At 46.9% G+C, this 15,648-nt stretch carries 16 protein-coding genes, 1 tRNA gene and 1 pseudogene; 12 read left to right on the forward strand and 6 right to left on the reverse strand.

Annotation, left to right across the window (positions count from 1 at the left end; genetic code table 11):
* The first annotated feature begins 97 nt into the window (after nt 1-97).
* From MNV_RS03475 to MNV_RS03500, 6 genes are all read left to right on the forward strand, one after another.
* Nucleotides 98-496 carry a pyridoxamine 5'-phosphate oxidase family protein gene (locus MNV_RS03475; protein ID WP_096203989.1) on the forward strand — a complete coding sequence of 133 codons (399 nt, stop codon included), beginning with the start codon at nt 98-100 and terminating at the stop codon, nt 494-496.
* A gap of 42 nt (nt 497-538) precedes the next feature.
* A complete protein-coding gene (locus MNV_RS03480) occupies nt 539-1,573 on the forward strand; it encodes a histone deacetylase family protein (RefSeq protein ID WP_096203990.1) in 1,035 nt (344 codons plus the stop codon).
* Nucleotides 1,574-2,009: 436 nt separating this feature from the next.
* On the forward strand, nt 2,010-2,750 hold the full coding sequence (gene fabG / locus MNV_RS03485) for a 3-oxoacyl-ACP reductase FabG (RefSeq protein ID WP_096203991.1): 741 nt from the start codon (nt 2,010-2,012) through the stop codon (nt 2,748-2,750).
* 181 nt (nt 2,751-2,931) lie between these two features.
* A tRNA-Gln gene (locus MNV_RS03490) sits at nt 2,932-3,004 on the forward strand.
* Nucleotides 3,005-3,177: 173 nt separating this feature from the next.
* Entirely contained in the window at nt 3,178-4,089 is a 912-nt protein-coding gene (locus MNV_RS03495) for a PHP-associated domain-containing protein (protein ID WP_096203992.1), read from the forward strand.
* A gap of 27 nt (nt 4,090-4,116) precedes the next feature.
* The gene (locus tag MNV_RS03500) at nt 4,117-6,150 is read left to right on the forward strand and encodes a heavy metal translocating P-type ATPase (protein ID WP_218837878.1); all 2,034 of its coding nucleotides are present in this window, start codon (nt 4,117-4,119) and stop codon (nt 6,148-6,150) included.
* On the opposite strand, the gene MNV_RS03505 is transcribed toward MNV_RS03500, so the two are convergent.
* From MNV_RS03505 to MNV_RS03515, 3 genes are all read right to left on the reverse strand, one after another.
* Nucleotides 6,151-7,278, reverse strand: coding sequence for a glycosyltransferase family 4 protein (locus tag MNV_RS03505; RefSeq protein WP_096203993.1), 1,128 nt, complete (start codon nt 7,276-7,278; stop codon nt 6,151-6,153).
* 118 nt (nt 7,279-7,396) lie between these two features.
* Nucleotides 7,397-7,885, reverse strand: coding sequence for a hypothetical protein (locus MNV_RS03510; protein WP_096203994.1), 489 nt, complete (start codon nt 7,883-7,885; stop codon nt 7,397-7,399).
* A 73-nt stretch (nt 7,886-7,958) separates the two neighbouring features.
* Nucleotides 7,959-8,807, reverse strand: a complete 849-nt coding sequence (locus tag MNV_RS03515) for a methanogenesis marker 8 protein (RefSeq protein WP_096203995.1) — start codon at nt 8,805-8,807, stop codon at nt 7,959-7,961.
* Nucleotides 8,808-8,972: 165 nt separating this feature from the next.
* Between MNV_RS03515 and MNV_RS03520 the strand changes: the two genes are divergently transcribed.
* Complete coding sequence (locus MNV_RS03520) at nt 8,973-9,290, forward strand: hypothetical protein (protein ID WP_096203996.1); 318 nt, start codon at nt 8,973-8,975, stop codon at nt 9,288-9,290.
* Here the strand turns inward: MNV_RS03520 and MNV_RS03525 are convergent.
* Nucleotides 9,271-9,573: a hypothetical protein gene (locus MNV_RS03525; protein WP_096203997.1), complete on the reverse strand. Its 303-nt coding sequence runs from the start codon at nt 9,571-9,573 to the stop codon at nt 9,271-9,273. The genes MNV_RS03520 and MNV_RS03525 overlap by 20 nt on opposite strands.
* 218 nt (nt 9,574-9,791) lie before the next feature.
* Between MNV_RS03525 and glnA (MNV_RS03530) the strand changes: the two genes are divergently transcribed.
* The 3 genes and pseudogenes from glnA (MNV_RS03530) (at nt 9,792) to MNV_RS03540 (ending at nt 13,768) form a co-directional block, all read left to right on the forward strand.
* Nucleotides 9,792-11,258, forward strand: a complete 1,467-nt coding sequence (gene glnA / locus MNV_RS03530; RefSeq protein WP_218837879.1) for a type I glutamate--ammonia ligase — start codon at nt 9,792-9,794, stop codon at nt 11,256-11,258.
* Nucleotides 11,259-11,394: 136 nt separating this feature from the next.
* On the forward strand, nt 11,395-12,747 hold the full coding sequence (glnA, locus tag MNV_RS03535) for a type I glutamate--ammonia ligase (RefSeq protein WP_096203999.1): 1,353 nt from the start codon (nt 11,395-11,397) through the stop codon (nt 12,745-12,747).
* Nucleotides 12,748-12,776: 29 nt separating this feature from the next.
* Nucleotides 12,777-13,768 (forward strand): annotated as a pseudogene (locus MNV_RS03540) (DUF128 domain-containing protein).
* An 88-nt stretch (nt 13,769-13,856) separates the two neighbouring features.
* Here the strand turns inward: MNV_RS03540 and MNV_RS03545 are convergent.
* Nucleotides 13,857-14,303 (reverse strand): ester cyclase, encoded by a 447-nt coding sequence (locus MNV_RS03545; RefSeq protein ID WP_218837880.1) that lies wholly within the window; start codon nt 14,301-14,303, stop codon nt 13,857-13,859.
* A gap of 255 nt (nt 14,304-14,558) precedes the next feature.
* Between MNV_RS03545 and MNV_RS03555 the strand changes: the two genes are divergently transcribed.
* Both MNV_RS03555 and MNV_RS19315 read left to right on the forward strand, forming a co-directional pair.
* Nucleotides 14,559-14,846 carry a hypothetical protein gene (locus MNV_RS03555; protein WP_096204001.1) on the forward strand — a complete coding sequence of 96 codons (288 nt, stop codon included), beginning with the start codon at nt 14,559-14,561 and terminating at the stop codon, nt 14,844-14,846.
* Between the two features lie 19 nt (nt 14,847-14,865).
* Nucleotides 14,866-15,039: a hypothetical protein gene (locus MNV_RS19315; RefSeq protein ID WP_179293780.1), complete on the forward strand. Its 174-nt coding sequence runs from the start codon at nt 14,866-14,868 to the stop codon at nt 15,037-15,039.
* A 142-nt stretch (nt 15,040-15,181) separates the two neighbouring features.
* Here the strand turns inward: MNV_RS19315 and MNV_RS03565 are convergent, their stop codons facing one another.
* Complete coding sequence (locus MNV_RS03565) at nt 15,182-15,616, reverse strand: helix-turn-helix domain-containing protein (RefSeq protein ID WP_096204003.1); 435 nt, start codon at nt 15,614-15,616, stop codon at nt 15,182-15,184.
* Nucleotides 15,617-15,648 lie beyond the last annotated feature (32 nt).

Genomic DNA, 15,648 nt, shown 5'->3' on the forward strand with positions numbered 1-15,648 from the left:
CGGTTTTGGGTGGGCGTTGGTAACCACCTAACAGCATCATGAATTGAATCAAAACCTTTATACCCAAAGCATACTAAATGAAAAAAGGTGATAAATTATGGTTAAAATGCCTCCTGAGATAAAGGATATTGTCGCAAAGCAAAAACCCCTGCCCATAGCAACCGCAGATAAGAGTGGGAAACCCAATGTGGTATTCGTTACGATGTGGAAGATACTGGACGATGAGACCATTCTTTTCGTGGATAATTTCTTCAACAAAACGCGTAAAAACATAGAAGCTAATCCCAACCTGGCAATAGTGGCGTATGACGGCGATGCCAAGAAATCCTACCAGATAAAAGGGACTGTGGATATCGAGAGCCGGGGAGATAAGTTCACAAGCGCCAAAGAGATGGCGGATTCCAAGAAATTGCCCGGAAAGGCAGCGATTGTTTTCCATGTAAAAGAGATATACGACGCGACTTATGGACCCAACGCAGGAAAAAAGCTCGCGTAATAGCTCGCATAATACGATTTCTTTTTTATTTTTTCTACAGCGGTGTCGCAGAAAACAACCGGGATAATTTATCATCCCGACTACTTAAAACATGAAACCGGCTCTCATCCTGAGAGAAAAGAGCGTCTGGTATCGATAATCGCTCACCTTAAAGAAACAGGGTTGATGGAACAACTGGACTTGATTAATCCCAGGTACGCTGAGCCGGGCGAGATAGAATATATCCACACACCAAAGTATATCAAGAAAGTAAAAAAATATTCTGAACTGGAAATCTCACTTGACTTTGAAACGATTCTGGGTAAAGATTCATACAGCGTAGCACTTCTTGCAGCAGGCGGTGCGATCACCGCCGTTGATGCTATACTTGATGATAAAGCTGAAAATTCGTTCGCGCTTGTCAGACCACCCGGCCATCATGCAGAATCCGATAGAGGCATGGGTTTCTGTATCTTCAACAACGTCGCTATCGCGGCACGCCATGCACAGAAGAAAGGGAAAGAACGGGTGCTGATAGTGGACTGGGACGTCCATCACGGGAACGGGACGCAGGAGGCGTTCTATGATGATCCCACAGTATTGTATTTCTCCACCCACCAGTACCCGCATTACCCCGGCACAGGATGGGTAGATGAAGTCGGGACAGGGAAGGGGACGGGTTATAATATCAATGTACCCCTGCCCGCAGGTACGGATGATGACGGGTTTATCGCAGCGTTTAAAGAAATACTCGTTCCCACCGCTCTTGAATTCAGGCCCGACATAGTGCTTGTCTCGGCAGGGCAGGATGCGAATGCAAACGATGGTCTTGCCCAGATGAGAATGAGCGTGGGCGGTTTTGCTGCACTTGCATCCATCGTCAGAACAATGGCCAAAGAGACCTGCGGCGGGAAAGTGGCTGCAGTCCTTGAAGGTGGCTATGACCTTGATCTTCTCGCCCGCTCTGTTGTGGCTGTTCTTGGGGTTTTTATGGGAAAGGAACCCGGGAAGAGAGAAGCGGCTGAACCTGGTGCGAAAGTAAGGGAGCGGTTAGAACAGATAAAAAAAGTTCAAAGTAAATACTGGCATCTCTCATGAGTAGAGGGTATTAATCCAGTTGCCCGTCGGGCTTCGATAGATTAATATCTTAAACTGAATATGAGCCAGGTCACAGCCGACCAGCATGACGAATTAATGGAAACAAGCCCTTAATTAAAAACAGAAACATTTATTATTCACCACATCGCAGTTTATTAACTGGGGTGAAGAAATGGGAGTATACGAAGATACTTAGCAGACATTGAAAAGACATATGGAACAATCCCCGGTTTAATGAGGCTCATCCCAGGTGAGTCGCTCATCCGTGACTTGCCTTCATTACAGAACTATACCAGTTCGTAGAGAGAGATGGGGTTGATTCATTCCCTTAGCAGCAAGTTCAGAGATCATCTTGTGTTTAAGGCTGGTGCTCTTCCAATCAGGTAGTTAAGAGAGGCATGAGCCGTACACAAAGAGAATAAAAGGAGGGTACATTATGAGGCTTGAAAACAAAATTGCAGTTATTACAGGTGCCGGAAGCGGCATTGGAAGAGAGACTGCATTATTGTTTGCAAAGGAAGGGGCTAAAGTTGTAGTAGCTGATATAAGCGAAAGAGGCGGCATGGAAACGGTGGGGGAGATAAAAGGAGCAGGAGGTGAGGGAGTTTTCATCAGGCTTGATGTGTCCAGCATAGAGCAGGCAAAACAGATGGTTAAAGAGACCCATGAGAGATACGGCAGGATTGATATTCTGATAATCAACGCGGGTATTGTTCAGGATGCCCTTATAATAAAAATGACAGAGGAGCAGTGGGACAGGGTTATAAATGTGAACCTCAAAGGAGCATTCAACTGTATCAAGGCGGTTGTTGATGTTATGATTAACCAGGGAAGCGGTGTGATTATCAATGCCTCCTCCATCGTAGGGGTATACGGCAATATCGGGCAGGCAAATTATGCATCTGCCAAGGCAGGGCTGATCGGCATGACAAAATCGCTGGCAAAAGAACTCGGAAGAAAGGGAATAAGGATCAACGCAGTGGCTCCTGGGTTCATAAGGACACCGATGGTCGGGGGTGTGCCTGAAAAGGTTCTGGAGATGGTAAAAGAGAAGACACCCCTTCGCAGGCTTGGCGAGCCCAGGGACATTGCATACGCGTATCTGTATCTTGCTTCGGATGAGGCTGGATTTGTTAACGGTGCGGTGATACCCGTGGATGGCGGACTGGTCCTCTGAGCGTGAAAATTTCACGACCCATTTTGGCAGTCTACTAATCACGCTCACGCAAAAGCCAGGCTTTTCCCTGGACGTTACCTGACCTTTTGGGCCGGGATTTGCCCCAGTCTATAAAATATCAGGTTCTATAAGATATAATCACCGAAAAGATAATACGTGAAAAATACCATCTACGGCAAGAAGCCCGGTAGTGTAGCGGTCAATCATGCGAGGCTCTGGACCTTGCGACGTAGGTTCGAATCCTATCCGGGCTACTTTTATTTTCGAATCAAATCAAGGCATTCTTTAACACCGTAAAGAAGCTGGTTTACGTTTTACAACACAGAGGCAGAGGAAGTCCTAAAAATTTCTTCGGTAGGGAGCCATATATGGCGGGCATGAGAGCCTTACAGAAACATCAATAAATGAACAGGACTATACTGTATATATGAAGTGGGGATTTAAAGTGCAGAAAACTGGAATTGCAGATATACATACACACACGATGTACTCGGGGTTCACCAATTATTCGCATATTTCATTCCCGGATTGCGTGACCACGCCCGGGAAATCTGTCAAGATGGCGCAGAAGCTGGGGCTGGATGTTCTTTGCGTAACGGACCATGACACGATTAAAGGCGCAATCGAAGCCCGGAAGTACGATAAGCAGTTAGTGGTGATCGGGGAAGAGATATCATCGGAGAGCGGGGAAATAATAGGGTTGTTCCTGCAGGAACCTGTAAAGCCCGGTCTGGGCGCCGTGGAGACCATCGAAAAGATACATGAGCAGGATGGAATAGCCGTTGCTCCACACCCTTTTAGCGAATATTGCCCCTCCGTAGGACAGATGCTCAATAAGCTGCGGCTGGACGGGGTCGAAGTATTCAATGCGCTGCACAGGCATGGATATTCAAATGCTATTTCCTGTGAGCGCTGTAATGGGAATGCAAAGCTTGGAGGCAGTGATGCACATGCCAGTTATATGATAGGGAATGGCTACACTTTATTTACCGGGGATTCCCAGGATGATCTGAGAGCTGCTATAAAAAGAAGACAGACATCGTATGGAGGGAGAGTGGCTTCTCTTGGCGATTTTATTAAATATAGCATGCGTGTGGCGTTTGAATCGTCAAAGATTCTCCTGAATTTTAATAATGTAAAATGCCCGATGTCGGCAAGGGTATCCGGGATGAGTAATTCACGCAAAATGCTATATTTACTGGGCGGCATTGCATATGCATTTACGCCACTGCCTGTAGCAGCCACCCTGATCGGGGACAGGATGATGAGAAATAAAGGACGCAGGATGTGGAGAGAACAGAACTTGCAGTGCAGCTCTTTTAAAGAAATGAGACAATAAGAGAAAGAATATAACCAGTCGGAGAATATGGATAGCGGAAAACATGATGCGCACAATATGCCGGTGACGCCCCCTGTGCGTGTGGAACACGAAAAAACTGCGGTAAACGACCATCATGACCACCATGCAATGATGGTTGATGATTTCAAAAAACGATTCTGGATATCGCTGGTTATTACCATACCTATCCTGGTACTTTCCCCGGTGATCCAGGAGTGGTCGGGTATCAGTATCAGGTTTGCCGGTGATTCATATGTCCTTTTTATCCTCTCCTCTGCCGTCTATTTCTATGGCGGCTCCCCGTTCCTGAAGGGGATGTTCGACGAGCTGAGATCAGCAAAGCCCGGCATGATGACACTTGTTGCTACGGCGATCACCACAGCCTATGTTTACAGCAGCGCGGTCGTATTCGGTCTGAAAGGCGAGGTATTTTTCTGGGAGCTTGCCACCCTTATCGACATAATGCTTCTCGGTCACTGGCTGGAAATGAGATCGGTCATGGGAGCTGGAAGGGCACTTGAAGAGCTTGCGCGGCTCATGCCCCCGGATGCTCACAGGCTGATGCCGGACGGCAGTGTAAAGGACGTGCCTTTAAATGAGCTTAATATTGGCGACAGGGTTCTTGTGAAGCCTGGGGAGAAAATCCCTGCTGACAGCATGGTGGCAGAAGGGGAGACTTCTGTTAATGAGGCAATGCTCACAGGCGAATCAAAGCCTGTGCCCAAATCTCCTGGTGATAAAGTCATCGGGGGCTCTATCAACGGCGAGGGTTCGATTACAATCGAGGTTAAAAAGACAGGCAGCGACTCGTTCCTTGCCCAGGTGATAGTACTTGTTAAAGAGGCGCAGGAAAGCAAATCAAGGACACAGGATTTAGCGAACCGGGCAGCACTCTGGCTTACGGTGATAGCGCTAGCTGGAGGGGCGATAACGCTCCTTGTATGGCTTCTGGTGTTGAACGAAGACCTTGCCTTTGCTCTGGAGCGGACTGTAACAGTAATGGTAATCACCTGTCCTCATGCGCTCGGGCTTGCGGTCCCGCTGGTTGTCGCAATCTCAACGACATTATCTGCAAAGAACGGTCTTTTAATAAGGAACAGGTCAGCCTTTGAGCTGGCAAGGAATATCCAGGCTGTCGTATTTGATAAGACGGGGACGCTTACTGAGGGAAAATTTGGCATTACAGATATAGTCCTGTTTAACGATACTACGGACGAAGGGGAGCTTCTTAAATATGCAGCATCCGTGGAAGCTCGTTCCGAGCATCCTATCGCAAAAGGCATAGTCTCATCTTCAGAGGAGACTTTTCCTGTTGAGGGATTCAGGGCAATTCCGGGCAAGGGAGCGGAAGGAACAGTTAAAGGCAGGGATGTAAAGGTTGTAAGCCCGGGCTACTTGAGGGAACAAAATATCCTGGTTGCGGATGAACGCGTTGAGAAGCTGGCTTCTCAGGGAAAGACAGTGGTATTTGTAATAATGGACGGGAGATTAAAAGGCGCGATTGCGCTTGCCGATATCATCAGACCAGAATCGAAAAAAGCGGTCATGATGCTCAAAGGGATGGGTATCAGATGTATGATGCTCACAGGGGATAACAGGCAGGTCGCGAAATGGGTCGCGGAAGAGATAGGTCTTGATGAGTACTTTGCTGAAGTTCTGCCACAGGAAAAGACTGCAAAGATAAAAGAGATTCAGGCAAGGAAACTTATCGTCGCCATGACAGGCGATGGCGTGAACGATGCCCCCGCCCTTGCACAGGCTGATGTGGGCATAGCCATTGGCGCAGGCACCGATGTTGCTGTGGAGACTGCGGACATAATACTTGTAAGGAGCAATCCTCTTGATGTAGTCGCTGTTGTCGGTCTTGCACGCGCAACATATAGAAAGATGGTGCAGAACCTTGTATGGGCGACAGGATACAACACCTTTGCCATTCCCCTGGCGGCAGGAGTCCTTTACCAATCTGGCATACTCCTCACCCCGGCAATGGGCGCCGTGCTTATGTCTGTGAGTACGATGATCGTGGCGATCAACGCTAGGTTCTTGAAGGTAAAGAGATAATTAAGGCTTTATCGATAAATTCAAAGAAGCAGGTGAGATTCTCAAAGAAGGGATCACCTGGACTTTGTGGACTTCGATCTTTGCCATCTGTTTATCTGCCTTCAATTTAATGATTTTTTCATAAAGCGTCTCGTATTCATCAACCATTTTATTGATGGAGAATTTCTCAACTGCCCGTTTCCAGCAATCAAACGGGTCAATGCACTCTATATTATTAACCGCCTCAACCATTTGCTCAAAATTATTTACGACAAATCCGGTTTTACCGTTATCAACGATCTCAGGAACTGATCCGAATGGAAAAGCAATAACAGGCGTACCACAAGCCATTGCCTCGACCATGACCAGGCCGAAAGGCTCAGCCCATTGCAGCGGGAAAATAAAACCCCTGGCTTCTCTGAACAAAGCCCTTTTTTCTTCTTCCGTAATTTCGCCAATGTAAATAATTTGCCTGCCGTCTAGCTTGGGGGCAATCTTTTCTTTATAATAGAGCGTATCCTTCCCCGGATCGACCTTGCCTGCGAGAATAAGCTTTACCCCGGCTTTGCGCGCTACATCTATTGCTATATCGGTACCTTTGTCCGAGCATATCCTGCTTATGTGGATAAAATAATCCCCCTTGTCTTTGCTGAACTGGTAGCTATCTGTATCGATCGCATTGTAAACATTACCCACATAATTAAGATCAGGTCCTGACTCACGCTGCTTGAAACTTATTGAGTTATAAAAAACAGCATCTTTGTATACTTCATAAAAGGGTATGTTCTCCTCTGAGAATCTCCAATGCAATGTGTCTAATACCGGTTTATCAATCAGGCTCCCAAGTACAGTGCCTATCCATCCTGTGTGGTTATGTATTATATCGAACTGTTCAGTGTGTTTGAAAGCCTTGCCAATATGGATCAGGTCCGGCATTGGATTATATTGTGCCAGATGGATTCTCTCCGGCGATGTATCGTAATTAGAAATCAAACGAGCTTTAGTAATTGAATCCCCGGTAGCAAATAATGTAACATCATGTCCTCTTCTTATGAGTTCCTCTGTCAGATGAAATACAACAACCTCAATGCCTCCGTATTTCCTTGGAGGCACCCGTTCCCAGACCGGTGCTATTTGAGCTATCCTCACTTAATTAACCCCCCCCGATAAAATCATGCACTGACTCCCCTTTCTATATTGGCATATAGCCTTTTATAATCTTCTATAAACCTCAGTTTTCGCCCGCCTGAGTAACTTTCTAGTATGCTTAGAACTCCGGAAGTATTCTCTGGTACGGGTCATCCACCACATCCTGGAGCACCTGGAATTGTTTCTTGATCCGTTTCATCAGGTTAGCCCTGAATTCGGGGTCGGGGAATAGGTACTCCGGGGGTTTTATGACCTTCATCTCTGTTAAATCAAACAGCCCGATATCTTTAATTTTAAGGGTGCTTTTTGAAAAATGTTTGGCTGCAAGGTAAAAGTATTCGCATGTGCGCCCGTACGTCTCAAGGTATTCAAGAGCCGTTTTCTGGCTCACGCATGCTTCCCATTCTTTGATCTCAATGCCGACAACGTAGAATCTCTGGGAGCGCTTGAAAACCGCAATTATGTCTGCCAGGTTACATACGCTCTTCCGGCACAGGAAGGGTTTGATATACATCTCGCATGTGTGGAAGACGGGTATGCCGTGGTGGTGGATGGCGTCGACTATCTGGTGGGAGTTTATAGTGGCTCCGAAGCTTGAGAACTTCATCGCTTGCCAGCACGCGGTATTATGGTAAAAATGTTAGGTAAGCGGGGTGAGAAAGTATTAGAAAGTATTTTTCCTATCCCAGCGGTCTTGGCTGCTTATGCCCGGGCAGAACAGGCAGTTTCATGGTGTTCACAAGGATGGGTGAGTCAACTTCCTTTGCCCGCTCACAGAGAAGTTCTTTCCCCTTCTGCGTTATTGCGAACAGGGGGACGGATGTGCCGACCTGAAGTATGGGTTTTACGAGGTCGCGCACCGTCCTTGAGGCGCATCCCGTGATTATGTCCATCGCCCCGATAAGCTCCTTTGCTTCGTCGCATTGTATCCCGGTAAGATGAGCACCGACAAGGATCAGATTGATGTTCCTTTCTTTTTCCACGCAGCGAAGTTCCTTTGCGTCGTGCGAGTTCACAACGCTGACCGCGATGCTCCTGTATCCCAGGTCACAGGCTTTTTTGAGTCCTCCTGACTGGTCGATACTTGCGCTTTTTTTATCAAGCACAATGCCTCCCCGTGCTTCGATTCCGGCTATTATCTCCTGTATAGGTTCAGTCTCAATAAGCCCGGACATGAGAGCGCCCATGCCCTGAACAAGTTCCGGGTTGTTCGTGATCACCGTGCCTGCACCGTCGCATACAGTGACCGTGGTATCGATGATGCCGCGGCTCAGGGCTGTCATCATGATCTCGCTTGCGCCGAAATTAACAAAAACGCCGTGGTCAAACCTTCTCTGCGGAGTGAACATCCCGATCTCCCGGATACGGTATTCCATGTTCTTCCTCGCTTCCTCAGCCGTGAGCTGCAAAACACCGGCAACCTTGCTGAATACGGGGCACCAGTCGGCTACAGGTTCACCCACCTCCACGACCTTCCCGTCCCTGACCACTACCCGCGTTTTCCCGAACAGTTCCATTACATGGGGCATTCAATCACCTGCGAACTTATAGAATTCAAGATTATCTGTGCTCAACTTTCGTGCCATCATCAGCTCATTTGTTCCTGCCTGTAATAAATTTCTCTACGTCCAGGATGCATCAAAAATCTAAATCTATATATATCCAAAAGTAGATTGAGCAATAGAGGTGTACTAATGGAAGTTAAAGATATCGGGCTGGCTGCGGTGATGATAATTTCTTCAATTGTAATAACGTATAAATGGCTTACTCGCCTCGGGGATTCTGACCCGGTCATTATTATATCTTCTATGCTTCTCGTAGGTTCTCTTGCGATCATGATAATATTGCTTGATTCCAGGCTGCGTAACCTTGAAGAAGCTCTAGATGCAAAAGAACGCTCTATCAGGATAAATATCAAAGGCGTTGAAGAGAACCTTGAAACCAAGATAGACGAGTTATCCAAAAATACAACCAGTACGATAGGCGAGTTCTCTAAGAGGTTGTATCGCTGAGAGCATCCTTTGCCATATCCGCTATTTGCTCCATTACCTCTCTTGCTTCGTCAGTGCTGCGGATTCTCCTGATATCCACCCTGCCGCTCTGGTATATCATCACGCTTTTTCCTTCCAGTTCAAAACGCGCTACGCCAAGCCTCACAGAACACTTCAACTCTTTTGCACTGGTGCCGCGCAAGATGTCGCATAGCTTCCCGATATCCACTCTTTTTCCGAGATTGCACTCTGCGATATATCTTGTCGGGTCTTCGATGCAGGGGCGTGACAGGCGGATATCCATGGAGGTTAAAAAGGGATATAAGGACTAAAGGGTTTTCATGACGTTTAATAGAAAACTATATAAGTAGGCAAACGGTAGCTTATAGTCGGTCTCGCAGAGCCTTCCTTTGAGTCGTCTCTCAAGTTGGGAATACATTGTAAACAGTTGATTCAAGCTATTAGCAAGTGAATCCAAGATTCAAAAAGGCTATGCGCAGACCAATAAATTTGATAGGAGATATGATAATGGCAACACCGACGCCCGAAAAACTTCTGGAATTTATTAAGGAAAAGAACGTAAAATGGGTAGACCTGCAATTCATGGATATCCCCGGTTATATACAGCACATCACGATTCCTTCATATACTCTTAAAGAAGAGGACTTCACAGATGGCATAGGAAAACTGGACGGCTCTTCGATCAAGGGCTTTAAATCCATCTTCGAATCGGACATGCGGATGTTCCCGGACCCGAATACCTGTGCTGTACTGCCGTGGACCGATAACACCCCCCATAAAACTCTTCGTCTCATCTGCGACCTCTACGATGCATTCGGAGGACCGCGCTTCACACGCGACCCGAGGTACATTGCACAGAAGGCTGAGGAAGCGGTAAAAAAAGCAGGGTTTGACGTTTCGTACTGGGGACCTGAACTTGAGTTCTTCGTGTTCGATTCATTCAAGCTTCTTCCGAGTTTCTCCACAGCACGCGATGCCTGGTCAGGCACAGGATACGAGATACAATCCAAAGAAGCACCGTGGTCCCATACGAGTGGCATCAACCACCCCATCCGCTTCAAGGAAGGCTATTATCCCGCGCCCCCGCAGGATACGCTCGTGGACCTGAGGAACGAGATAACTGGACAGCTTTACGATTATTTCAATATCATATGCGATGCTCACCACCACGAGGTAGCCACCGCAGGGCAGTGCGAGATCGATATGAAATATGATACGCTCACGAAGATGGCAGATAATGTGCTTACGTACAAGAACGTGGTCAAGAACGTGGCGTACCATATGAAAATGATCGCCACCTTCATGCCCAAGCCCATTTTCGGCGATAATGCATCAGGCATGCATATCCATCAGTCGCTCTGGAAAGGGATGAACGGCTCCTCCCACAATACCTTCTATGACCCTGATGACGAGTACGCAGAGATATCGCAAACATGCAGATACTACATCGGAGGGCTTATGGAGCACTCAAGAGCGCTCTGCGCAATCACATCGCCGACAACGAACTCATACAAGAGGCTTGTGCCCGGATACGAAGCGCCTGTTTATATCGCATGGAGCAAGCGCAACAGGTCTGCAAGCATACGTGTACCCGTCTATGAGAAGGGTAAGGAAGCCCCCAAGAGGATCGAGTTCAGGCCGCCTGATACCAGCTGCAACATCTACTACGCGTTTGCTGCTCTCACGGCAGCAGGACTTGATGGCATCAAGAAAAAGATGGACCCTGGGAACCCTTGCGATGAGAACATCTACCATCTCACTGCTGAGAGAAGACACGAGATGGGAATCAAGGAATGCCCGGGTTCGCTGCAGGAGGCACTTGATGAACTGGAGACGGACAGGAAGTTTCTTGAGTCAATCTTCCCCGGCGACGCAATCGACATGTGGATAGAGCTAAAATCTGAGGAGTACAAGCAGAACTCGATAAGACCTACGCCTTTTGAGTTCTACCAGTACTTCGATATTTAATTCAATCCTGTTCCAGCATGCCTCAGGGTGTGCTGGAATGGATTTACTCTTTCTAACCTTGATTTATACGCAGAGTTCCCGAATGATTTATTAATAACATATAGTAATTAAAGTTTAAAATAAACCAGTGATTAAAATGATAAAAACAAATGAGGATGTATTAACCTCAATAGAGGAAAACCAGGTACGATTTTTAAGACTCCAGTTTGTCGATATCGGGGGCATGGTCAAGAACGTAGGCATCCCCGTATCACAGGCAGAGAAAGCCCTGAAATCCGGTATAGCCTTTGATGGCTCTTCCATCGAGGGATTTGTCAGGATCGAAGAATCCGACATGATACTGAAGCCCGATATCAACACCTACAGGATACTTCCCTGGGACGTGAGCGGCGGCAAGGTCGCAAGGATGATATGCGATGTTTACAAGCCCAACGGGGAGCCTTTTGAAGGCGACCCGCGCTATGTCTTGAAGAGAGCGATCAAGGAAGCCGCAAAACATGGTTTCATCATGAACACAGGCCCTGAGATCGAGTTCTTTTTGTTCGAGCGGATGGATGGTAAAGTCCAGCTGGACTGCAAGGATGATAAGAACGTACCGATCCCGCATGATTTAGGAGGTTATTTCGATTTCCCACCCATCGACAGGGCTGAGGAAGTCCGGCAGAACATGGTCGGGGCGCTTGAGAACATGGGGTTTAACATAGAGGCGTCCCATCATGAGGTCTCAAACGGCCAGCATGAGATCGATTTCAAATACGCAGATGCATTGACGACTGCCGATAACGTCATAACTTTCAAATTCGTTACAAAGACAATAGCACTTAAAGATAACCTGCATGTATCCTTCATGCCAAAACCCATTTTCGGGATAAACGGCTCAGGCATGCATACCAATATCTCCCTGTTCAAGGGTAATAAGAACGCTTTCTACGACGAATCAGAGAACATGGAAGTGAGCGACACCCTGCGGTACTTTATTGGCGGGTTAAAGAAACACGTCAAGTCTTTCACAGCGGTCACGAACCCTATCGTGAACAGCTACAAGAGGATCGTACCCGGATACGAGGCGCCCGTATATATAGCATGGTCCGGAGCGAATCGCTCATCCATGATACGAATACCTGCGGCAAGGGGAATGAGCACGCGCGTGGAACTCAGGAGCCCCGACCCGTCGTGCAATCCGTATCTTTCATTTGCAGTAATTCTAATGGCTGGTCTTAATGGCGTTGTGAACCAGATTGACCCGGGTGAGCCCACTACGCTGAACCTCTTCCACCTGACTGATGAGGAGAGAAAGAACCATGGTATTGAATCCCTGCCCGGCAGCCTGAAGGAGGCACTGGATTACCTGGAAACCGATGAAATCATACGTGGAGCACTTGGTGAGCACGTATATGCGGATTTTATGAGGCTTGGAAGAGCGGAATGGGATGCATACAGGATAAGTGTACATGACTGGGAAATTAACCGCTATCTGAATACAATTTAATATATTAAAGTGAAATGTAATAAACTGAAATGGTAACAACTACAATCGATTCGCAAGTACAGAGAAAGCTCATAGAGATACTGAGAATACTCTATGAAAACCATGATCCTATCGGGGCGCGGCTGATAGCCGACAGGATGAACGAGCGCGGATACCCCATAGGAGAGAGGGGCGTCCGCTATCACCTTCGCATCCTGGATGAGCGCGGTCTCACCCAGCGCCAGGGATATGACGGAAGGACAATTACCGAGCGGGGGATAAACGAACTGAACAATGCACTGGTAGGGGACAGGCTGGGATTCATCATTACCAGGATAGAGAAACTCATTTATGATACCACCTTTGACCTGAAGACCGGGGAGGGTAAAGTAATAATCAACACGTCGATCATTGATAAGAAAGACCTTGATAAGACTATGGGGATACTGCGGGATGTGATGTACAACGGTTATCCCATCAGTCCGTATATCAAGTTGATAGATGAGGGGACAATGACCTCTGATATTAAAGTCCCGGAGGGCAAGATCGGGATAGCGACAATGTGCAGTATAACCATTGATGGGATTTTGCTGAAGAATGGTATCCCGGTAAATACCAAATACGGCGGAATACTGGAGGTCAAAGAAAAAAACCGATCTGTTTTGATGATCTCATTATCTATAACGGTACTTCCATCGACCCGATGCGGATTTTCATCTCACGGAAAATGACGCGGGTGATGGATGCTGTGAACACGGGAACTGGCAAGCTTCTTGCCAACCTGAGAGAGATTCCTGCATCGGCGCTGCCTGAGGCTGATAAAGTCCTGCGCGCCATAACAGAATCCAGGATAGGAGGCATAACTGAGATCGGAAAACCCGGAAAGCCTGTGCTTGATGCGCCTGTCGATAACGGCAAGGTCGGCGTCGTGGTATATGCCGGGGTGAATGCCATGGCAGCAGTGGAAGAGACGGGGATAAAGGTGAAAACTTACCCGATATCTACTATTGTGGATTTCAAGGAACTGAAGAAGCTGGAGTAAGCGGGAAGTCAGGAAATAAAAAGGGCTGCATAGTTGCTCATACAATGCAATGCAGACTCATGCGCAATCTTTATACCTTTATAGTCGTTCACATCAAGCCAAGCTGCCTCATCATTCCCACCAGATCATAGAATAGCCTCTCCTCAATGATTTCCCCGTTCTTCCAGTGTGCGACTGTGCAAAACTCAAGTCGGAACTTCTTGTTCGTAGGCGGGATGGTTTTGCCGTCAGGACTCTTCATCGGTCCCTTCATGGTTCCTGTAAATTCGGCTACTGAACAAGTGTAGTCACCCTGACCGAAAAGAATCTTATACGGATTGTTCACAAGATGGTTGTCAGGAAATGTCTTGAAAAATTCTACAGCTTCCTTTTGGTGCACCTCCCGTCCCCTCGTTGGCTCCGGCTGGCCCGGCCAGTACACGGCGACGTTCTCAGCATGACGTTTGTTGAACGTATCCCATTCCTGGGTGTTCCATGCGTCATCCAGCGTTTTCATTAGTTGCAGGTTTTCATCCGCACTCTTTTGTTGCATCATAATTTACCACCCCCATTTTTCTATAGGGGTGTGAGGAAATAAAACTTACGGACTGATGATAGTGAATACTATTATCTTGAAGGATATTTACCGGGATAATTCTCCACTAAATTCTGTACACTTATCAAGAGAAGGATTATTAAAAAAGAAAAAGTGGTTAGTTGCTTGGCGAATCTGCAATATTCTTTACAGGAAAAAAGTGATAAAAGAAGCTACAATCAAGGGAGTACAGGATTTTTTTGTTGAGGTGATGCAATGAAATTTATTCGCGAGGATTTTAAGAGAGTCAATTTGGAGCCGGGAAAGTACTACTATCAAATCAAGACGCAAATCTTAGAGATTGATATTGAGCCATGTGCAGGCGGGTTTTGCGTTGCAATATATTACCCAGATCAGAAACTTGCCTTTCCCAAGAAATGCACCAATCATGAAGGATACGATCAAAGTATAAACTCACTGGTCGGAGAGAGACGCGAGGAGACCTGGGATAAAGCTCTGAAGATAGCCGGGGAGTTATTCGATAAATTTCCATTCGTACCATGAAATGGTGGCAGTTCTGAAAATGAAAAGAAATACGAAAGCTGCGTTAGGTTTACTGGCACTCCTGGGATTAAAAGCGGTACTTGACCATGTAATAGAAGCTGCCGATCAGCAGATAGAACAGAAGAAAAGGGAGGAGCTGAGGAAAGGCAGCATAGATGTGGAATATCGAGTTATTGAGGAGATCAAAACTTGAGCTTAAAAGATATTGTTTTGGAAATTTTCCGTTGGATTTTTTTTAATAGGGTTTCTTGTCCTTTTTTGGGGAGGGATCATCTACATCGGGCATTTGATATTTTCAAAATGCTGAGACTCTGCACGAAGTGCGGTGAGCGTCATTAGATCAGTTTAAGCTTGGCTGCCAGCCTAACATACCAGGGCAGCTTTTTATTTTGCGTAACCTGCTTCCTTACAGCGCCAGCGATCTCCTTTTCCCAGCGCCCCCTATCCTTCAATATTTTCGATACCTGGCTGCGGTATATGCCCAGGTCCGCAGCTATCTGTGAAGGTGAATATCCGTCATCAGTCATGCCCAGGACATTCTCAGCTATCTCCCGCAGCGGCATAGCAAGCTCCTCAATTTTATATTTCTTATCCGGGAGCTCATCGAAATATTCTTCCAGGTAAGATTCAATGTTAAATCCGAACTCTTTCTTAACCCAGGAGATGAGTTCCCTTCTCATCTCTGGACGTTTTGCAAGGATCCTTACGATATCGGGCATTTCCCTGGAGTTCCCTTGACCATTTCCCTGGTCATTCTCTTCAGATTCCATGATGTTTCATAGACGTTTTATTACAAAAAGAC

This window comes from Candidatus Methanoperedens nitratireducens, assembly GCF_900196725.1.
GTDB classification, from domain to species: domain Archaea; phylum Halobacteriota; class Methanosarcinia; order Methanosarcinales; family Methanoperedenaceae; genus Methanoperedens; species Methanoperedens nitroreducens_A.